Source organism: uncultured Desulfovibrio sp. (genome assembly GCF_944327235.1).
Taxonomy (GTDB): domain Bacteria; phylum Desulfobacterota; class Desulfovibrionia; order Desulfovibrionales; family Desulfovibrionaceae; genus Desulfovibrio.
Map to the genome: position 1 here is coordinate 1 of NZ_CALVHE010000031.1, position 21,093 is coordinate 21,093.

General features: G+C 64.0%; 13 protein-coding genes. 9 read left to right on the forward strand and 4 right to left on the reverse strand.

Annotation, left to right across the window (positions count from 1 at the left end; all coding sequences use genetic code 11):
• Nucleotides 1-83: 83 nt before the first annotated feature.
• On the forward strand, nt 84-2,162 hold the full coding sequence (locus Q0K00_RS06150) for a methyl-accepting chemotaxis protein (protein ID WP_297228090.1): 2,079 nt from the start codon (nt 84-86) through the stop codon (nt 2,160-2,162).
• Between the two features lie 217 nt (nt 2,163-2,379).
• On the opposite strand, the gene Q0K00_RS06155 is transcribed toward Q0K00_RS06150, so the two are convergent.
• Entirely contained in the window at nt 2,380-3,930 is a 1,551-nt protein-coding gene (locus Q0K00_RS06155) for a lipopolysaccharide biosynthesis protein (protein WP_297228091.1), read from the reverse strand.
• A 184-nt stretch (nt 3,931-4,114) separates the two neighbouring features.
• On the opposite strand from Q0K00_RS06155, the gene ilvD reads away from it, so the two are divergent.
• From ilvD to Q0K00_RS06195, 8 genes are all read left to right on the forward strand, one after another.
• Nucleotides 4,115-5,797 carry a dihydroxy-acid dehydratase gene (gene ilvD / locus Q0K00_RS06160; RefSeq protein WP_297228092.1) on the forward strand — a complete coding sequence of 561 codons (1,683 nt, stop codon included), beginning with the start codon at nt 4,115-4,117 and terminating at the stop codon, nt 5,795-5,797.
• Nucleotides 5,798-6,088: 291 nt separating this feature from the next.
• On the forward strand, nt 6,089-8,182 hold the full coding sequence (locus Q0K00_RS06165; protein WP_297228093.1) for a methyl-accepting chemotaxis protein: 2,094 nt from the start codon (nt 6,089-6,091) through the stop codon (nt 8,180-8,182).
• A 156-nt stretch (nt 8,183-8,338) separates the two neighbouring features.
• Nucleotides 8,339-8,818: a chemotaxis protein CheW gene (locus tag Q0K00_RS06170; protein WP_297228094.1), complete on the forward strand. Its 480-nt coding sequence runs from the start codon at nt 8,339-8,341 to the stop codon at nt 8,816-8,818.
• Between the two features lie 234 nt (nt 8,819-9,052).
• Nucleotides 9,053-11,059, forward strand: coding sequence for a methyl-accepting chemotaxis protein (locus tag Q0K00_RS06175; RefSeq protein ID WP_297228095.1), 2,007 nt, complete (start codon nt 9,053-9,055; stop codon nt 11,057-11,059).
• 163 nt (nt 11,060-11,222) lie between these two features.
• The gene (locus Q0K00_RS06180; RefSeq protein ID WP_297228096.1) at nt 11,223-11,687 is read left to right on the forward strand and encodes a chemotaxis protein CheW; all 465 of its coding nucleotides are present in this window, start codon (nt 11,223-11,225) and stop codon (nt 11,685-11,687) included.
• Nucleotides 11,688-11,749: 62 nt separating this feature from the next.
• The gene (locus Q0K00_RS06185) at nt 11,750-13,828 is read left to right on the forward strand and encodes a methyl-accepting chemotaxis protein (protein WP_297228097.1); all 2,079 of its coding nucleotides are present in this window, start codon (nt 11,750-11,752) and stop codon (nt 13,826-13,828) included.
• A gap of 296 nt (nt 13,829-14,124) precedes the next feature.
• Nucleotides 14,125-15,270 carry a DegT/DnrJ/EryC1/StrS aminotransferase family protein gene (locus Q0K00_RS06190; protein WP_297228098.1) on the forward strand — a complete coding sequence of 382 codons (1,146 nt, stop codon included), beginning with the start codon at nt 14,125-14,127 and terminating at the stop codon, nt 15,268-15,270.
• Nucleotides 15,271-15,289: 19 nt separating this feature from the next.
• Nucleotides 15,290-16,759, forward strand: coding sequence for a glycosyltransferase (locus Q0K00_RS06195; protein ID WP_297228099.1), 1,470 nt, complete (start codon nt 15,290-15,292; stop codon nt 16,757-16,759).
• A gap of 475 nt (nt 16,760-17,234) precedes the next feature.
• On the opposite strand, the gene purN is transcribed toward Q0K00_RS06195, so the two are convergent.
• The 3 genes from purN to Q0K00_RS06210 are packed head-to-tail and all read right to left on the reverse strand — an operon-like array spanning nt 17,235 to nt 20,926.
• Nucleotides 17,235-17,909 carry a phosphoribosylglycinamide formyltransferase gene (gene purN, locus Q0K00_RS06200; RefSeq protein WP_297228100.1) on the reverse strand — a complete coding sequence of 225 codons (675 nt, stop codon included), beginning with the start codon at nt 17,907-17,909 and terminating at the stop codon, nt 17,235-17,237.
• Nucleotides 17,910-17,911: 2 nt separating this feature from the next.
• Nucleotides 17,912-19,423, reverse strand: coding sequence for a uroporphyrinogen-III C-methyltransferase (gene cobA / locus Q0K00_RS06205; RefSeq protein WP_297228101.1), 1,512 nt, complete (start codon nt 19,421-19,423; stop codon nt 17,912-17,914).
• Nucleotides 19,424-20,926, reverse strand: a complete 1,503-nt coding sequence (locus Q0K00_RS06210) for a leucyl aminopeptidase (protein ID WP_297228102.1) — start codon at nt 20,924-20,926, stop codon at nt 19,424-19,426.
• Nucleotides 20,927-21,093 lie beyond the last annotated feature (167 nt).

A 21,093-nucleotide genomic window follows, 5' to 3' on the forward strand; every position in this document is an offset into this window, starting at 1 on the left:
AGTAGACATGGTAACCTCCGTCTCCATACCTACTCTTTTTTGAAGCGTATGGAAATAATGAGTCCTGACCCTAGGGATCTGCGATGAAGATGCGTTTACTGACCAAAATGTTGCTGTTTGTGCTGGTGCCGGCTCTCATCGGGCTGGTGGTGGTGGCTGCCGTCAATTACGGGGCGTCGCGCAGTGTCCTGCGCACGCAGCTCATGGCGGATCTGGATTCCATGACGGACCTGCAGCTGGGCGAGTTGCGGACGGCTTCCGCTCTGCTGCGCGGGGTCCTGCGTTCCACCACGGACGTGCCGCAGATCGTCGCCTACCTTGAGGCGCGGGCCAACGGCTCCCCGGCCGATACCCTCAAGGAACTGGAACAGCGCGCGACCTCTTACCTGCGGGACATGAACGACAATTACAGCCTTCTTGACGGCATCGGGGTCACGGATCCCGCAGGCAAGATCGTGCTGCACTCGGACGCGGCTTCCGTCGGTCTGGATATCAGCGCCCGGCGGTATTTCGGGGAGTCCATGAGTACCGGCGGCTACGGTGTGGAAGATGTGCAGAACAAGACCAACAAGCGCACGGCCACCATCATCTCCCTGCCTGTGAAGCGTGAGGGGAAGACGTTGGGCCTCGTCTTCATCAAGCTTGACTGCGAATCTCTGGCCAAGCTGACGACCAACCGCGTGTCGCTGGGTGAAGAGGGGCAGGCGTACGTCTATAACTCCTCCGCCATGCTCGTCCTCTATCAGGACGGCAAGCAGATAGGCCGTGTGGATGCCGATGTGCCGCACGTGAAGGAGATGCTCGCTCAGAGCGAGGGCCATCTTTACTACACCAAGGAAGACGGCGATATCCATGCCGTGCATTTCAAGCAGCTGCCCGACATGAAGTGGTGGGTCTGCCTGGAGGTGAGCACGACGGAGATCTATGCCCCCGTCAACCGCCTGTTCATGATCAGCGCCGTGCTGGTGCTGCTGTGCGGCCTTGTGGTGGGTCTCATCATCTTCTTCAACATGCGCGGCGTGGCCAACGGTCTGTCCGGCACCTCCCGGGTGGTCAGCCATGTGGCCGACGGGGATCTGCAGTTGTCGGCTGATGAGGATGCCCAGCTTGCGCGCAATGAGCGGCGTGGCGACGAACTGAGCACGCTTTCGCAGGGCATCCGCCGGATGATCGACGGCCTGCGGCGACTGCTCAAGGAAAGCGAGGACAAGGCGCAGGCGGCGCAACAGGCGACGCAGGAGGCCCATGCCGCCAAGACCGCGGCCGAAGAGGCGGCCCGCCGTGCGGAAAGCGCCAAGCGCGAAGGTATGCTTGCGGCGGCAGGCCAGCTGGAAAGCATCGTCAACGTCATCTCCTCGGCGGCCACGCAGCTTTCGGCCCAGATCGAACAGTCCAACCATTCGGCCACGGAATCGTCCACGCGCCTCTCTGAAGCCGCGACGGCCATGAATGAAATGAACGCCACCGTACAGGAGGTGGCCAAGAACGCCGGCAGCGCCTCGCAGATGTCCGGCGAGACGCGCCACAAGGCCAGCGAGGGAGCGGGGATCGTGCGTAATGCGTTGAAGAGCATCCAGCGCGTGCATGAGGTCTCCCTGGCGCTCAAGACGGACATGGCCCAGCTCAACACGCACGCCCAGGCCATCGACCAGATCATGGGCGTCATCTCCGACATAGCCGACCAGACCAACCTGCTGGCCCTCAATGCGGCCATCGAGGCGGCCCGCGCCGGTGAGGCCGGACGCGGCTTCGCCGTGGTGGCGGACGAGGTCCGCAAGCTGGCGGAAAAGACCATGTCCTCCACCGCGGACGTGGGCAATGCCATCCGCGCCATCCAGGAGAGCACGAGCAAGAGCTCCGATGCCGTGGAGCGCGCCGTGAAGGAAGTGGAGCAGGCCACGGAGTTCGCCAATGAATCGGGCAGCGCGCTGGAAGCCATCGTGCAGGATGCGGACAAGACGGCGGATCAGGTCAGCGCCATCGCCGCGGCCAGCGAGCAGCAGTCCGCGGCCAGCGAGGAGATCAACCGTTCCATCCTCGAGGTCAACGACATGTCCTCCCAGTCCGCGCAGGCCATGAACGAGGCTACGCAGGCGGTATCCGATCTGGCCCACCAGACGCAGGAGCTGTCGCGTCTCATCGAGGACATGAAGCGCGGTTAGCCGCTACGGCACGCTGACGCAGAAGGATAGGGCGGGATATTTCCCGCCCTTTTTGCTGTCTGCCGTCGCAGCCGCAGGGCTTTGCGGAAGGTCGGCGCGCATCGACCGGCCCCCCCGCTGCTCGCTGAGGAGACGGTCGAGTGTCAGCCTCCATGCGGAACAGACCGTGGGCGACGCAACGATCCGGGACCGGCCGTATCCTTTTGTCGGTCCGGCATCAGCCGCGGCGTCGCAGGAAGCGCCCGGCAAAGGCCGTCAGTTCGGCGCGTTGCAGGCCGGCCAGCGCAGGCAGGAGGAAGAGGGCAAGACCGACAGCCAGCGTATAGAGCACGCCGGAACAGAAAAAGCGCGGCAGGGAGGTGCTGCCCCCCAGTCCGAGCAGCAGCGTCAGCTCATGACAGCCCCAGGCAAGGCCGAGCAGGACGGCAAGGCTCCAGAACTGATGCGCCAGATTGCGCAGCCAGGAAAAGGGGATGAGGCGCGAAGCCATGTAGAGCTGTATATTGACCGTGACGAACTGCACGCCCACCGTCTTGCAGGCCAGCCCCATCGCGCCGAGGTGCAGGCCGAAATATTCTTCCGGCGCGAGCAACAGCCAGACGGCGGCAAAGCCGTATACGGCGTCCAGCATGGTGATGTTGCGGGTGGTCCGGGTGTGTCCGGCAGCGTGGAAAACGGAGCTGGCAAGTTGCATGTAGGCCTGATGCAGCGGGTACAGGGCCATGATCTGTACCGGCAGGACGGCGGGCGCGAACTCCTCCCCGCCGAACAGATTGACCAGCGCGCCGGCCTCCACGGCGCTGAAGCAGGAAAAATAGGCGGCAACGGCATAGAGCAGCGGGGCGAAACGCTGCATGAGTCGGCCCATGCCTTCCATATCCTTCTTGCCCCAGGCAATGGAGAATTCGCGCATGATGAGGGGCGTCATGGCGGAGACGAAGAGGAAGCAGGCTATGCAGACCTTCTGGGCAAGGGCATAGTACGCTTGCTGCGTGCTGCCGTCGAACCACTGGAGCAGCCAGCGCTCCACGCTCAGCATGGCGAAGGTCAGCAGGGCCTGCACGAACAACGGGTGGCTGTAGTCGAAGAATTCCCGCGTATAGAGCCGGGTCTGTCCGCCGTCCAGCCGCAGGCTGAAGCGCCCTTCCCGTCCGAAACGCTGTTCCCAGGCGCGTTTGCTCACTATCCAGTAGCCCAGCGCCGTTGCCGCCAGCATGGCATATTGCTGGCCGAACAGACTGTAGATATTGAGGACATCCAGCCAATACAGGCTTGCCAGCGCAAAGACGGCCAGCAGGGCAATGGCTGTGCGGGACATCTCCGACGGTACGGTGGCGCCCACGGCATCGTTCATGGAGCGCAGCACCCGCCCCCACCAGGTCAGGAAGGCCCAGAGCGCGGCCAGAGGAGCCAGCCAGCCCGGCACGTCGGGCATGAGCAGATCGCCCACAGGCGGGATCTGCATGAGCCAGGCCACGCCCAGGCTGATGCAGGCCACGAGCAGACTGACCCGCAGATAAAAGGCGATGAGGCCGGTCTCGTGCTGGCGACGGGACAGGGCATTGTAGAAGCAGGTGGACGTGCCCATGTCCAGAAAGCCGGAAAGCTGCTGGAAAAGATTGGTGGCAAAGCTGTAGTTGCCGTACATCTGCGGCCCCAGCGCACGCGGCAGGATGGCCTCCATGACCAGATAGACCGGTACGGACGCCACGTTGGCCAGAAGTTTGTACAGGTAGCGCCGGGCCAGAGTAGGGGTAGAGCTTTGCATGGGCCCCAGACTAGCCGACTTTCGCGGGGCATTTCAAGGAAATTCGCCACAGCCGGGCGGCAGGCGGGAAAAACGGCGAACGGCGGGCGAGGCGGCCCTTCCCAAGGTCGGGCTTTTGCCGTACAAAAATGCCTGTCCGGCCGGTCGCCGGACGAATCTGTCGTTTCAGCACAAGGATGGCATCATGGACGAAAGCCGCAGCAAAAAAATGAAGGCCGGGCTGGAAAAGGCCCCGCATCGTTCTCTCTTGTACGCACTGGGCCTGACCCGCGAGGAAATGGAGCGCCCGCTGGTGGGCGTGGTCAACGCGGCCAGCGAGGTCGTCCCCGGGCATCTCCACCTCGGCAAGCTGGCCGAGGCGGTCAAGGCGGGCGTCCGCATGGCGGGCGGCACGCCGCTGGAGTTCCCCGCCATAGCCGTCTGCGACGGCATCGCCATGAATCATGAGGGGATGCGTTTTTCCCTGCCGTCGCGGGAATTCATTGCCGACTCCATCGAGATCATGGCCCGCGCACATGCTTTTGACGCGCTGGTCTTCATCCCCAATTGCGACAAGTGCGTGCCCGGTATGCTCATGGCCATGATGCGCCTGAACATCCCCTCGGTCCTCGTGTCCGGGGGGCCCATGCTGCCCGGCAATCTGGATACGTCGCACAAGGGCGACCTCATCACCGTGTTCGAGGGGGTGGGCCGCGTACGCAACGGCCAGATGACGGAAGAGGAGCTTGCCCGTTGGGAAGAACGGGCCTGCCCCGGCTGCGGCTCCTGTGCGGGCATGTTCACGGCCAACTCCATGAACTGCCTTGCCGAGACCATCGGCGTGGCCCTGCCCGGCAACGGCACCATCCCGGCCGTGCACGCCGCCCGCATCCGGCTGGCCAAGCAGGCGGGGATGCGGGTCATGGAGCTGCTGGAACGGCATATCCTGCCCCGCGACATCGTGACGCGCGGCGCGGTGGAGAACGCCATCGCCGTGGACATGGCCCTGGGCTGCTCCACCAATACGACCCTGCACCTGCCCGCCGTCTTCCATGAGGCCGGGCTGGACATCGATTTGTCCGTCTTTGACGAGGTGAGCCGCAAGTCGCCCAACCTCTGCAAGCTCTCGCCCGCCGGACGCCATTACATGGTGGATCTGGACAATGCCGGCGGCATCCCGGCGGTCATGAGCGAACTGGACAAGCTCGGGCTCATCCACAAGGACTGCCTGACCGTGACCGGCAAGACTGTGGGCGAGAATCTGGCGGAACGCCATGCCCGCATCCTGGACCCTGAAGTCATCCGCCCGCTGGAGAATGCCTATTCCAGGGAAGGCGGCATAGCCATCCTGCGCGGTTCGCTGGCGCCCGACGGCGCGGTGGTCAAGCAGTCCGCCGTGGCGCCGGAGATGATGTGCCGTGAGGTGACGGCCCGCGTCTTCGACAGTGAGGAAGATGCCATGCGGGCCATCCTCGACGGCAAGATCAAGCCCGGCGACGGCGTGGTGGTACGCTACGAAGGGCCGCGCGGCGGACCGGGTATGCGCGAGATGCTTTCGCCCACGGCGGCCATCACCGGTATGGGCCTCGGCAAGGACGTGGCGCTCTTCACCGACGGACGTTTCTCCGGCGGCACCAACGGCGCGGCCATTGGACATATCTCGCCGGAGGCGGCCAACGGCGGGCCCATCGCGCTGGTGCGCGACGGGGACCGCATCCTTGTGGATATCCCCAACCGTCGGCTGGAGCTGCTGGTGGACGAGGCCGAATTGGCGCGTCGGCGCGGCGAACTGACGCCGCCGCGCAAGGAGTGCCCCTATCCCGTGTTGCGGCGTTACGCCAACATGGTCAGCTCCGCCGACAGCGGCGCCATGTATAAACCGGTGTAAAAGAGCTGTTTTTTAGATTCGATACGTGCGCCATGTAATGAGGATGGGGAGCCTGGCTCCCCATCCTGTTTTTTTACTGCCGCAAAAGCCGTCCGTCGGCCGCCGCGGTGCGTAAAATATTGTTTACAAGGCTCAACTTTGCAGATATTCCGCCGATAAGGCGGACAGATTCCCTGTCCGTTCCTTCCGTGCGTCTGAGGTTGGCCCCCCCCTGCCCCTCGGCAGCTTTCTCGTGCGTTACGGAAAACAGGTTCGCTTGATTTCTTTTAACGATACCCTGAGAGGCTGTCCATGAAACTGAAGCTGCAAGGCCGGATGATCCTTTTTATCCTGGTGCCCGCTCTGCTGGGGCTGTGTATCCTCGCCGGCATGGGGTATTCCAGTTCCTCCCGTGCCATCTACAACCAGATCAACAATGACGCGCCTGTGGTGCTGGATACCCTCAAGATCGGCATCAACAACTTTTTCACCACGCTGCGCCAGGGCATGTACATGCCGGTGGAAAACCAGCGCATCACCTATTTTCTGGAAGCCCACAAGGTGGGCGTGGCGGGAAACGAGTTCAAGACCTATTTCGACAGCGCCAATGAGGCGCTGCGCTACTATATCGGCGTCACCAAGGCCATCAATACCTGCGGCGTAGTGGTCAAGGACGGTACGGTGGTGCTGCACCGCGTCTCCGGGCGGGACGAGCCGGGCAACCTGCTCGGCAAGAACATGGGCGACCGTCCCTATATCCAGTCCGGCCTGCAGGGCAAGGAGAGCCTCGGCACCTACAAGAGCCGCGCCACCGGCGAGACGACCTCCATCGTCAGCCTGCCCATCAAGATCGAGGGCGAGGTCGTGGCCGTCTTCTATGCGGGCATGAACAATATCGAACTCAGCAAGAATATCGTTGGCGCGGTCCGTCTGGGCGAGTTCGGCGCGGCCTACGTCTACAATCCCCAGGGCGAGGCCATCATGCACAGCGATCCGGCGCGCATCGGCACCGACGAGAGCGCGCAGCCCCATGTGCAGGAGATGCTGAAGAAGCGGCAGGGTTCGCTGGAATACGTCAACAAGGACGGATTTACCAAGATCGTCTATTTTGAGGAAATGCCCACCGAGGGCTGGATCGTCTGCATGGAGCTGGACAAGGCCGAGGTCATGCAGCCCGCGCGCGACCTGCTGACGAATGTCCTGCTGCTGGTGCTGGTGCTGGTGCTGGTGGTCGGCGCCATCATCCTGTTCACCGCGCGCGGCATCGCCCGTCCGCTGGGTGTCTGCTCCGAACTGGTGGCCCATGCCGCCAAGGGCAATCTGGAGACCACAGCCCTCGAGAACGCCGAACTCAACCGGGCCGAACAGCGGGGCGATGAGATAAGCGTCCTGTCGCGCGGTATCCGCGAGATGGTGCAGAGCATCAAGAACCTGCTTCAGGAAAGCGAAAACAAGGCTTCCGAAGCCCTCAAGGCGACGGAAGAGGCCAAGGCCGCCACGGCCCGTGCCGAAGAGGCCGCCCAGCGCGCGGAGAATGCCAAGCGTGAAGGCATGTATGCCGCCGCGTCCCAGCTGGAGGAGGTGGTGAGCATCATCACCTCGGCCTCCACCCAGCTGTCCGCCCAGATCGAGCAGTCCGACCATACGGCTTCCGATTCCGCGCAGCGTCTGGCGGAGGCGGCTACGGCCATGAATGAGATGAATGCCACGGTGCAGGAAGTGGCCCGCAACGCCTCCGACGCTTCCAAGATGTCCGCCGAGACGCGCAGCAAGGCCGAGCGGGGCGCCGTGGTGGTGCAGCAGGCCGTGGACAGCATCGAACGGGTGCAGGAAGTGGCCGAGGTGCTGCGGGCGGACATGCAGCAGCTCAACGAGCACGCCCGCTCCATCAGCACCATCATGGGCGTGATCTCGGATATCGCGGACCAGACCAACCTGCTGGCCCTCAACGCGGCCATCGAAGCCGCCCGCGCCGGGGAAGCCGGTCGGGGCTTTGCCGTGGTGGCGGACGAGGTGCGCAAGCTGGCGGAAAAGACCATGACCTCCACTTCTGAAGTGGGCAGCGCCATCAGCGCCATCCAGCACAGCACCACCAAGAGCATGGAAGGGGTGGACAAGGCCGTGGCCCAGATCGGACAGGCCACGGAACTTTCCAATCAGTCCGGCGTGGCGCTGCATGAGATCGTGACCGATGCCGAGACCACGGCCGATGAAGTGCGGGCCATCGCCGCGGCCAGTGAGCAGCAGTCCGCGGCCAGCGAGGAGATCAACCAGTCCATCGTGCAGGTCAACGACATGTCCGACAAGACGGCGCAGGCCATGCGCGAGGCCGCGCAGGCCGTTGCTTCTCTCGCCACGCAGGCGCAGCGTCTGGAAACGCTCATCGAGGACATGAAGCGGCAGTAGCTTCTTCCTCGTCCATCTGGACAGAAAATAAGAGAGGGTTTATCGGCCCTCTCTTATTTTCTTTTGACGCTGATTTTTTTGATTTTTTACTAAGGGTTTCGTCAGGGGGGACGATAGGTTGGGTATATCCCGCTTCCATTGCCCCCTGGAGGAAACATGAGTCAGCTTATCCGCGATCTGCAGGACGCGGAGTGTGACAGCAGCCTGCTGCAGCTTGTCACCTTTCGCATAGGGGAGGAGGAGTTCGGCGTCGACATCCTGGCCGTCCAGGAGATCATCCGTCTCGTGCCGATCACCCCCGTACCGCGCGCCCCCGTGGACATCGCCGGCGTCATCAATCTGCGCGGCAAGGTCATCCCCGTCGTCAACATGCGCAGCCGCTTCAGCCTCCCCGCGCGGGATGCCTCCCCGCAGAGCCGCATCGTGGTCATGGAGTCCGAGGAGAAGATCGTGGGTTTCCTGGTGGATGCCGTCTCCGAGGTCCTGCGCATCCCGGTGACGACCGTGGAGGATCCGCCGCCCGTGGTGGCGGGCATCGGTTCCGAATACATCCGCGGCGTCGGCAAACTGGCTGAGCGTCTGCTCATCCTCCTCGACCTCGATCGGCTCATGGCCCATCTCGATACGGATGCTTAGCACGCCCCCGCGGCCCCGATAGATATCCCGCAAGTCGGAACGGTCCCCGCGCCGTCTGATTCGGCTCTGACCGGAGCTTTTCCGGGCAGAGGCTCGTCAGAAAAAACTTCTGTCGCCGTTGCCCCGCTGTTTCGTTTTTTCGTCCATCACAAGGGAGAATTTCATGAAACTTTTCACCAAGATGACCCTGACCATCCTCGTGCCCCCATCCTGGGGCTGGCGACGCTGGGCATAGTGGGTTACCGGAGCGCATCCGATGCGCTGCATACGCAGATCGAAGAGGACGCGCCCATCATCCTTGCCTCGCAGGAGATCGGTCTCGACGTGCTGTTCCGCACCTTGCAGCACGGCATGGAGATGCCCGCCCGCAATATCCGTACCCGCGAGCTCCTGCTGGCCTATTCCCAGGGGCGCAGGGACGCGGAGCTGATCAAGGGGGTGGACGCGCTGCTGGCGCGCTATGTGGAAGTGACGGGGAGCATCGCGACCTGCGGCCTCGTCGCGCCGGACGGGACCATGCTCGCCAGTCGGAGCAACGCCTCCGACAAGCCCGGCAAGCTCGTGGGGACCAACGTCGGTGAAAGGGCCTATGTACAGGCGGCGTTGCAGGGCAGGTCCAGCATCGGCACCTATCCCAGCAGGGAGACGGGCAAGCTCAGCACCATCGTGGGGATCCCGGTCAAGATCGACGGGCTCATCCTTGGCGTATTCTTCGCCGGGCTCGACAATGAGGTGATGAGCCATGACATGCTGGGGGATATGAGCCTGAGCACGCATGGTTCCGCTTTCGTCTACAATCCGCAGGGGGAGGTCATCCTGCACAGCGACGTCTCGCAGCTCGGGCGCAAGGACGGCGGTTCCGTCCAGTTCCAGATGATGCAGGGCAAGCGGCAGGGCCGACTGGAGGTCACTGGCGCTGACGGCCGGGAGAAGATCGTCTATTTCCGCTTCATGCCCAATGAGAACTGGTACTACTGCTTCTCCCTGGACAAGGACGTGACGTTTGCCAAGGTGTTCACTCTGCGCAATGTGGTGACCATCCTTGTGCTCGTGCTGGGCATCATGGTCTCCTGCATCATCTTTGTCGTGGCGCGGGGCATCACGCGCGCCCTTGGCGTTTGTTCGGTCGTGGTGGACAACGCCGCGCAGGGGAATTTCGACGTGTCGGCCAGCGAGGACCGCGGGCTTGCCGGCGCCGAACGGCGCGGGGACGAGATCAGTGTGGTCGCCGGCGGCGTGCGCAAGATGATAGCGGGCATCCGGCGTCTGCTGCGGGAAAGCGAAGCCAAGACGGAGCAGGCCGTACAGGCGACGGAAGCGGCAAAGGCCGCCACCGCGCGGGCGGAAGACGCCGCGCGCCGCGCCGAGCTTGCCCGCCGGGACGGTATGCAGGCGGCGGCGGATCAGCTGGGCGATGTCGTTTCCGTCATCACCACGGCTTCCGACGCACTGAACAAGCAGATCACGCATTCCGACCGCACGGCGGCCGACTCGGCGGAGCGGCTGTCCGAAGCCGCCACGGCCATGAACGAGATGAACGCCACCGTGCAGGAAGTGGCGCGCAATGCCTCCGACGCCTCGAAGATGTCCGCGCAGACGCGGCAGAAGGCCGAGGAGGGGGCGAAGGTCGTGCAGGACGCCCTGAGCAGCATCGAGAAGGTGCAGGCTGTGGCCACTGTCCTGCGTGAGGACATGCAGCAGCTCAGCGAACATGCCCGTTCCATCAATACCGTGATGGGCGTGATCTCCGACATCGCGGACCAGACCAATCTGCTTGCGCTGAACGCGGCCATCGAGGCCGCCCGCGCCGGTGAGGCCGGTCGGGGCTTTGCCGTGGTGGCGGACGAAGTGCGCAAGCTGGCGGAAAAGACCATGGCCTCCACGTCGGAGGTGGGCAACGCCATCAATGCCATCCAGCAAAGCACGGCCAAGAGTGTGGAAGGCGTGGACAGGGCGGTGGAGCAGATCGCCAATGCCACCGAGCTGGCCACACGTTCCGGTGAGGCTCTGACGCAGCTCGTTTCCGATGCGGAGATCACCGCCGACGAGGTCCGCGCCATCGCCACGGCCAGCGAACAGCAGTCGGCCGCCAGCGAGGAGATCAATCAGTCCATCGTGCAGGTGAACAGCATGTCCGCGGAAACGGCCCAGTCCATGGCCGAGGCCGCGCAAGCCGTGGCGGACCTCTCCGCCCAGACGAGCCGGCTGCATGACCTCATGGCGCAGATGAAAAATCAGTAGACGCGCCGCCCGCGCCGTCCCGAAAAGCCCCCGCTCCGGCGGGGGCTTTTCTTCCAGGGAGCCTCTGTGTACTATCGCGCCGCGCAAGTCGATGCCTAATACTCGTCCCGGACGAGCCGATAAGATAAAAGTGCCTTCCCATAACGGCTTGCTTGGAGGAAATATGAGCCAGGAAATTTCCCGTGAAGACGGTCTCCTGCAACTGGTGACCTTTCACATCGGTGAAGAAGAGTTCGGGGTGGATATTCTGGCCGTGCAGGAGATCATCCGCATGATGCAGATAACCCCGGTGCCCCGTGCGCCTGTCTATATCGACGGGGTCATCAACCTGCGCGGCAAGGTCATCCCCGTGGTCAACATGCGTTCGCGCTTCAGCCTGCCCGCTCAGGAGCCCACCCCGCAGACGCGTATCGTGGTCATGGAATTCGACCAGAAGATCGTGGGCTTCCTCGTGGACGCCGTGTCCGAGGTGCTGCGCATCCCCTCTTCCACCGTGGAGGATCCGCCGCCGGTGGTGGCCGGCATCGGCTCCGAATATATCCGGGGCGTCGGCAAACTGGACGAGCGTCTGCTCATCCTGCTCGATCTGGATCGCCTCATGTCGCATCTTGATATTGACAGCCTCTGATTGCGAGGATGCGCCCCTGAGGGTCGACGTCATCATCCCCCCTTTCGCAAAAGGATGCCAGTATGAAGCTTTTTACGAAAATGACGCTTACCATCCTGTGTCCCGCGCTCATCGGGCTCATCATCCTGGGAAGCGTGAGCTATCGAAATGCCTCGTCTGCCCTGATGGAGCAGATCGAGAGCGATATCCCCACGTTGCTGGTCGCGCAGGAGATCGGCACGGACATGCTGTTCAGGACGCTGCGACAGGGCATGGAGATGCCCGCCCAGAACATCCGCATCCTGGAGACCCTGCGTTTTTATGCCAACGGCATCAAGGACGAACAGGACATCGCGGACGTGGATTCCCTCCTGGCCTACTACATCAAGACGACCACAGGCATCGCCATCTGCGGCGTGGTGGCCCCCGACGGCATCCTGCTGGGCTGCCGCAATGACGCCACGGACGCCCCGGACAAGCTGCGGGACTCCAATGTGGGCGACCGGGAATATGTCAAGCTCGGTCTGGAAGGCAAGGCCAGCATCGGCACCTACATCAGCAAGGATTCGGGCCGTCTCAATACCGTCGTGGGCGTCCCCGTGAAGGACCGCAACGAATATGTGGGGGTCTTTTTTGCGGGGCTGGACAATGCCCAGTTGTCGCAGCTGCTGCTCGGACGCATCAAGCCCGGCAGCAAGGGCAGCGCCTATGTCTACAGCTCGACAGGGCAGGTCATCCTGCATAATGACCCCGCGCAGCTCGGCCGCAACGACGCCGCGACCGAGCAGTTCAAGGCCATGCAAGGCAAGGATGCCGGTCGCATCGAGTTCAGCACGCCGGACGGCGACAGGAAGATCCTCTACTTTCGCCTTATGCCCAGTGAGAACTGGTATTGCTGCATAGAACTGGACGAAGCCGAGACGCTGGCCAGGATCCATACGCTGCGTACGCTCGTCATCGTGCTGGCGGTGGGGCTGGCGCTGCTCGTTTCGGCCATCATCTTCGTCATGGCGCGCGGCATCACGCGGCCGCTGGGCGTCTGCTCCCGTGTGGTGGAACAGGCTGCCGGCGGGGATCTGGAGCTGACGACGGAAACGCACGAGGCGCTGGATCAGGCGGAGCGGCGCGGCGATGAGATCAGCGTGGTGGCTCGCGGCGTGCGGCACATGATGGACGGCATCCGTCGTCTGTTGGGCGAGAGCGAAAGCAAGGCCCGCGAGGCCATCAAGGCCACCGAAGAGGCCAAGGCCGCCACCGCCCGCGCCGAAGATGCGGCCAGACATGCCGAACTTGCCCGCCGCGACGGTATGCAGAGCGCGGCAAGCCAGCTGACCGAGGTGGTGGACATCATCTCCGCCGCGGCGACCCAGCTCTCGGCCCAGATCAGCCGTTCGGACGTGACGGCCTCCGAGTCCGCCCAGCGGCTTGCCGAAGCCGCCACGGCCATGAACCAGATGAATTCCACGGTGCAGGAAGTGGCGCGCAACGCCTCCGCCGCTTCGGAGATGTCCGCCGAGACCCGGCACAAGGCCGAGGACGGCGCGGCCGTGGTGCAGCAGGCGCTGGTGAGCATCCAGGAGACGCAGCAGCAGACCCTGCGTCTCAAGGAGGACATGCATCAGCTCAATGAACATGCCCGCGCCATCAGCGCCATCATGGGCGTGATCTCGGATATCGCGGATCAGACCAATCTGCTGGCCCTCAATGCGGCCATCGAGGCCGCCCGCGCCGGTGAAGCCGGACGCGGCTTCGCCGTGGTGGCCGATGAGGTGCGCAAGCTGGCCGAAAAGACCATGGCCTCCACGTCAGAAGTGGGCAGCGCCATCACCGCCATCCAGCAGAGCACGTCCAAGAGCATGGAAGGCGTGGACAGAGCCGTGGAACAGATCGATCAGGCCACGAAGCTGGCCAACAGGTCCGGTCAGGCTCTTACCGAGATCGTTTCCGATGCGGAGACGACCGCCGATGAGGTGCGCGCCATCGCAACGGCCAGCGAAGAGCAGTCCGCGGCCAGCGAGCAGATCAACCAATCCATCGTGCAGGTCAACGACATGTCCTCGGAGACGGCGCAGGCCATGGCGCAGGCCGCTCAGGCCGTGAACAATCTGAGCGAACAGGCAAAGCGTCTGGAAAAGCTCATCAGTGAGATGAAGTTCAACTGATGTCCCGTACACGGAAAAGGCAGGGGCGGCTTCGGCCGCCCCTTTTTGCTGTGTCGGAGCGCTCTGCCGTGGAAAACGGCAAGGCCCGAGGCCACGACGCAGCGCCGTCTGGTCTGGCCTGAGCGGAAAGATCGCGTCTTTTCCGTGAAACGACAGGTCGCAGGCCTGGAGCGCGAAGCGTTTCAAACGGAAAACGCTTTATGGGGCTGACGGCCCGGCGCGGGCGCAGGACGAGGCTTGCTCCCAAGGCTATTAGAGGATATGCAGGTATCCATTCCATCCCTGTGGAGGAAAGTATGCAATTGCGTCTATCGCGTTCCATCGTGGGCGCTTCCGAGGCCGAGGCCGTACGGCGCGTCATCGAAGAGGACGGCTATCTGGGCATGGGGGCTGAGACCCGCCGCTTTGAAGAAGAGCTGGCCGCCTGGCTCGGCGTGGAGCCGTGGCAGGTCATCACCGCCAATACGGGGACGGCCGCGTTGACGCTGGCTGTGGACAGCCTGCTGGCCGAGAGCCGCCTCCCGGGACGGCAAGGCGTCGCTCCCAAGATCCTGGTCCCCTCTCTGACGTTCGTGGCCTCCTTCCAGGCCATCGTTGCGGCGGGCTGCCTGCCCGTCGCCTGCGACGTGTTGCCGCAGACCGGCACGCTGGATATCCGCGACGCCGAAAAACGGCTGGACAGCGACGTGATCGCCGTCATGCCGGTACATTATGCGAGCAATCCCTGGCATCTTGATGAAGTATACGACTTCGCCCGCCGCAAGGGCCTGCGCGTCATCGAGGATGCGGCCCATGCCTTCGGCTGCCGCCATCACGGCAGGAAGATCGGCAGTTTCGGTGATCTGGTATGCTTCAGTTTTGACGGCATCAAGAACATCACCAGCGGGGAGGGCGGTTGTCTTGTGGCCTTTGACCGCGAGTGCGCCCAGCGGGCCGCCGACGCCCGCCTGCTTGCCGTCGAGGGGGATACCCGCTCCCGCTACGCCGGGACACGCACCTGGACGCCGGACATCAAGCGTCTGGGCTGGCGTTTCCATCTCAGCAACATCATGGCCGCCATCGGGCGCGTGCAGCTTGCCCGTCTGGAACCGGAGTTCATCCCGGCCCGCAGAGAGCTGGCGGCGCTGTATGCGTCCCTGCTCGAAGGGGTGCCGCACCTTGCCCTTCTGGAGACAGATCCGGAAGATTTCATCGTTCCCCATATCCTGCCTGTCCGCATCCTGGACGGCCGCAAGGACGCCTTCAAGGCCGCGATGGAGGCGCGAAGCATCCCCACCGGCGTGCATTACAAGCCCAATCACCTGAACAGCTTCTTTGCCGCCCAGCCGCTGCCCGCGTGCGAGCGGCTCTATGCCGAACTGGTGACCCTGCCGCTGCATCCCGGTCTGAGCCGCGAAGATGTGGAGACCGTCTGCGGCGCGGCGCGCGAGGCGTTGAGCTGAGGCTGGCCAAGGAGACCACATGACATCAGATGAATACCGCCGCTTTATCCGTTCCCTGCTGGCCCGGCGCTGGGTCCGTTTCAGTCTCGTCACCGGCCTGACCGCGCTGGTCTACATCCTGCTGGGCGCTCTTCTGGTGCAGCTCTGGAGCTGGCCGCTCCTGCTCGGCAACGCCGTGGCCTATGTGCTCAGTCTGCTGGTGGCTTACTTCGGCCAGTACCGCTGGACGTTCCAGCCCGTGGGCCGTCCCCACAAGGACATGGCCCTGCGCTTCCTCTGGGTACAAGTGGGGGGGCTGGTGCTGAACTCCGTGCTGGTCAGCGTGATGACCTGGCTGCTGGGGCTTTCCTACGGACTGGCCATGCCGCTTGCGAGCATCCTTGTGCCTGTCTCGCTTTACCTGCTTTGCCGCTTCTGGGTCTTTCGGCCCTGTGAGGCTCCGGCAGCCGTGGAGACCGATCCGCGTTTCCTGCCGCCGGTCGATGCGGGGCAGCAGCTTGCCGATACGCCTCTTGGCGATCCGCCCCGCGTGTCCGTCATCATGAATTGCCTGAACAGCGCCGACAAGCTTGAGGAGAGCCTGCGCTGTCTGGCCGCCCAGACCTTCACCGATTTCGAGGTCATTTTCTGGGACAACGGTTCCACGGACCAAAGCCCGTTCATCGCGCAGGCCTATGCGCCCCTGCTCGGACGCCTGCGCTATTTCCGGGGCGAAGAGACGGTATCGCTCGGCGCGGCGCGCAATCTGGCCCTGCGCGAGGCGCGCGGCGAATATATCGCCTTCCTTGACTGCGACGACCTGTGGCGGCCGGAAAAGCTGGCGGCTCAGGTGGAGATCTTCGATGCCTTCCCGCAGGTGGGCCTCGTCTGCACGGATACGGAGATCTTCAACGGCAAGCGGGTGCTCCGCCGCATCTTCGCGCATACGCGCCCCGTGGACGGCATGGCCTTTGCCGAACTCATGCGGCGGCAATGGATATCCATGTCGTCGGCCATGCTGCGCCGCAGCGCTCTGGAATCGCTTGCCCCCATGCCCACGGACGGCAGCGCCCCGCCGTGGTTCGATGAAAGCCTCAACGTCTGCGAGGAGGCGGATCTTTTCTACCGCATCGCCCATGACTGGGAGCTGGCCCATGTGGACGCCCCGCTGACCCTTTGGCGCGTGCACGGCATGAACACCACCTTCCGCAAGTTCTCCCAGTTCGCTGACGAGACCCTGCGTATCCTGGAAAAGCATTGTCGCATCTATCCCGACTATGAAAAGGAACACGCCGATCTTGTGGATCTGCTGAGTCGTCGCGCCGCCTTCCAGCACGCTGTGGCCCTCTGGAGGGAAGGCAAGGGCAAACAGGCGCGCGAGCTGCTCGCCCCCTTTGGCCTCAAGTCTTTCAAGCATCGCCTGTTCTATGCGGCAAGCTTCCTGCCGGGCGGCTGCTTCGATCTGGCGGCAAAGCTCTATTTCGCCCTGCCGTCCCTGCTGCGCCGTTAGGCTCTGGACGTATCACGTTTTTTGAGGGTTTTCCCTTCCCCCAAAATAAACAGCGGATAGTGCTACTGTCACAAATAAAGCCTGTGCGGCCATCGTCGGCTGCACAGGCTTTTTCGTTGCAAAGCGTTTTGGGCGGTTTTTTAGGGGCAGGGCTCATTATCAGGCAATATGCCTTGATGGAGATGTTTTTATAACTTGCTGCAAATAAATACTTATTTTCATAACGTGAGGTGTTTCGTTTCCAATTACTCTTACCAAAGTAGCGGGTTTTGGGGAAGATGGGGGAGTTTGAGGGGGAAGAAACCCCTTTTTGCCGCGAGCAAAAGGGGTTTCTTCCCCCTCAAAAAAAGCGTAATGAGCCTGACCTTAGGCGACAAAGGAGCCTTACAGGCATCGACAGCAGAGCAACCCGCTCCCGCGCTGGCGGAGGGGTTTCCCTTCCCCCCAAACAGGCAACGAATAGTGTTGACAGGCCCTAGAAGCCTTCCTCCAGCGGCGGCCAGACGAGCCACTGGCCGTCCGGCTGTACTTTCGCCTTTTGCGAGGGGGCCAGATGCACCTGCCGTCCGCGCACGCTGATGCGCTCCTCGGCCAGCCATTGCAGGGCCTGCGGATAGATGCGGTGCTCCATGACGTGGATGCGCTGCATGAGGCTGTCCTCATCTTCTCCGGCATTGACGGGCACGGCGGCCTGGATGATGACCGGGCCGCTGTCCACCTTTTCTTCCACGAAATGCACGGTGCAGCCGCTGAGCTTGACGCCGTAGGCCAGCGCGTCCGCGCCGCCGTGCACGCCGGGGAAGCTGGGCAGCAGGGCGGGGTGGATATTGATGACCCGTCCGGCAAAGGCGGAGAGGAATTCCTGCGAGAGCAGGCGCATGTATCCGGCCAGCACCACCAGTTCCGCGCCGCTGTCGCGGACGCGTGCGGCCAGTTCGCGGTCGAAGCTCACACGGTCGGGGAAGGTGGTGTGATCGAGCGCGCAGCAGGCGATGCCCGCGGCCTGCGCTCTGGCAAAGACGCCCGCGCCGGGCCGGTTGCCCGCCACGAGTCGGATGTCCACATCCAGCAGACCGGCCCGCATCTTGTCGATGAAGGCTTGCGCGTTGGTTCCGTTGCCGGAGGCCAGGATGGCGATCTTCAGGGGCATGTTTACCTCGTGTAGTGGCTGACCAGCGCCTGGACAAGGGCGGGGATGGTGTATTCTTCCGGCATGATGTGGCAGGGCAGCCCGTGAGCTTCCAGCGTTTTGGCCGTCACCGGGCCGATGGCCGCCAGTCGGACGTCGGGATGCGCGCGCAGGGTCTCCGCCGGGATCAGCGAAAGGAAGTTCTCCACCGTGGAGGAGGAGCCGAAGGTGATGCAGTCCAGCGTGCCAGCCTGGATGCGATCCAGCACCTCGTCCTTGCGGGTCGCGGCCGGGATGGTCTCATACGCGGAAATGACATCCACGCGGGCCCCGGCCTTGCGCAGCTCGTCCGGCAGCACCTCGCGGGCCTTGGCCGCACGCGGCAGCAGCATACGGACGCCGTCCACCTTGCCGCGCGCCAGCAGGCCTTCCACCACGCCCTCGGCCACATAGCGCTCGGGGATGAAGTCGGGCCGGATGCCGCGCGATTCCAGCGCCTCGGCCGTGGCGGGGCCGATGGCGGCCACGCGGCAGAGGCCCAGGGCGCGGCTGTCCTTGCCCGCGGCTTCCAGCCGTTTCCAGAACCAGCGCACGCCGTTGACCGAGGTGAAGATCAGCCAGGCATATTCGGACAGACGGGCTATGGCGGCGTCCAGCTCGGCATAGTCGGGCAGGGGGCTGATCTCGATGGTGGGGCACTGGATGACATCCGCCCCGAGCCGACCAAGTTCCTGTGCCAGACCGCTGGCCTGTTCCCGCGCGCGGGTCACCACCACGCTGCGGCCGAAGAGGGGCCGCTGCTCGAACCAGCCCAGCTGATCATGCAGGGAGCAGACCTTGCCCACCACGATGACCGAAGGATTGCTGAAGCCCTGATCCACGGCGGCTTGCGGCAGGTCCGCCAGCGTGGCGACCAGACTGCGCTGCCGGGACGTGGTCCCCCGGTAGACGAGCGCTGCCGGAGTGGCCGGGTCCATGCCCGCTTCCAGCAGGTTGCGGGCGATGTCGGGCAGGTTCTTCATGCCCATGACGAACACCAGCGTGGACGCGCTCCGGGCGAGCGCCTGCCAGTTGTGGACGGAACCGGGCTTGTCGGGGTTCTCGTGTCCGGTGATGATGGTCACGGAACTGGCGAAGTTGCGGTGCGTCAGGGGGATGCCCGCATAGGCCGGGGCCGCGATGGTGCTGCTGATGCCGGGCACCTCCTCAAAGGGGATGCCCGCTTCCAGCAGGGCTTCGGCCTCTTCGCCGCCGCGCCCGAAAATGTAGGGATCGCCGCCCTTGAGGCGGGCCACCACCTTGCCTTCGCGGGCCTTGTCCACGAGGAGCTGATTTATGCCGTCCTGCGGCAGGGCATGATTGCCCGCCACCTTGCCCACATAGATCAGCTCGGCATCCTTGCGCGCATGGCCCAGCAGAGCGTCATTGGCCAGCGCGTCGTAGATCACCACATCCGCCGCCGCCAGACAGTCGCGTCCCCGCAGAGTGAACAATCCCGGATCGCCCGGCCCCGCGCCGATAAGATAGACTTTCATCTAGACGCCTCCTCTGGCCAGTTCCAGCAGGGTCCGCGCGCCGAAGCCCGTAGCGCCCGCCGCGCCGAGGGGCTGCTCGCTGTCGGCCCAGTCCACACCGGCTATGTCGAGATGCGCCCAGCGCACGCCTTCCCGCAGGAAATGCTTGAGGAAGAGCGCGGCATGGATGGCGCCGCCTTCACGCGGTCCCATGTGGCAGATGTCGGCCACCTGGCTTTTGAGATTCTTTTCGTAGCCCTTCCAGAGCGGCAGCCGCCAGAGGTGTTCCCCTCCCAGTTCCGCGCCGGCCGTCAGACGTTCGGCAAGGGCGTCGTCGTCCGTGAACAGACCGGCCACCTCGCCGCCGAGCGCCACGGCGCACGCGCCGGTGAGCGTGGCGATGTCCACCACGGCGGCGGGCGTCCACATCTTCTGGGCATAGTGCAGGGCGTCGCAGAGCACGAGCCGTCCTTCGGCATCGGTATTCTGGATCTCCACCGTGTCGCCGGAGGCGGCGCGCACCACGTCGCCGGGGCGGCAGGCGTTGCCGTCGGGCATGTTCTCGGCGCAGGCCATGAGGCCGATGACCCGGCGGGGGGTCCCTTCCTCGGCAAGGGCCACCAGCACGGCCAGTACGTCGGCCGCGCCGGTCATGTCGCATTTCATGGTGTGCATCTTGGCGGCGGGCTTGATGCAGATGCCGCCCGTATCGAAGGTGATGCCCTTGCCCACCAGCACCAGCGGCTTGTCCTGCTCATGCCCTTCGGGGGCGTGTTCCAGCACCACGAGACGCGGCGGACGTGCGGAGCCTTGCCCCATGGCCAGCAACGCGCCCATGTTCTCGGCGCGCATGGCTTCCTCGTCCAGCACCGTGCAGCCAAGGCCCACGCTGCGGGCGATGCGCTCGGCGCGCTCGGCCAGGTCGGCCGGGCCCAGCATATTGGGCGGGGTATTGGCCAGATCCCGCGCCAGCATGACGGCCTGCGCCGCCCGTTCGCCGCGACGTGCCGCCTCGCGGGGCGCGTCGGGCACATAGTCGCCCTCAAAGGCGAAAGTGAGCCACTGGGGATCGCGGGGCGCGTCGGGGTCTTCCTTCTTCAGGTCCCGGAAGGCATAGAGCGCCAGCAGGGCGGCATAGGCGCTTTCTTCCACGAGCCGATCCCGCCCGCCGGGCAGACGGGACAGCAGGGCCTCCGGCAACAGCAGGCCTTCCGCTTCCAGCGCGCGGCAGCGGCGTACGGCGGCGGCTATGGCCTCGCGCAGGACGCCGGGCGTGAACTCCTCGGCCTTGCCCAGACCGATGGCAAGGACACGCGGCACGTTCTGTTGCGGATGGCCGTGCAGCAGGGCCAGTTCATTCTTTTTGCCGCGAAAGTCGCGCGCGGCGGGCGCGATGGCCAGCCACGGGGCGGCCTTGTCCAGCAGAGGGCTGGCTTCGTGCAGATTTTCCCCTTGAAAAACAGGGGCAAGCAGAACCTCGGTCTTCCAGTGGTCCGGGCCGAGGCATTGAAAACGCAATTCCATAATCGTCACTCCGTAAGCTGCGGATTGCCTTTTGAGAAAGGGGAATATACGCTGGACAGGGCCGTTTGCCAAGCTTGCCCCGCGAGCCGCCCGCTGCGGTCCGCATTTTGCAGAAAAGACTGCCGACCTTTGAACGTCATCATCTCGACGCTGCTTACGGACATTCC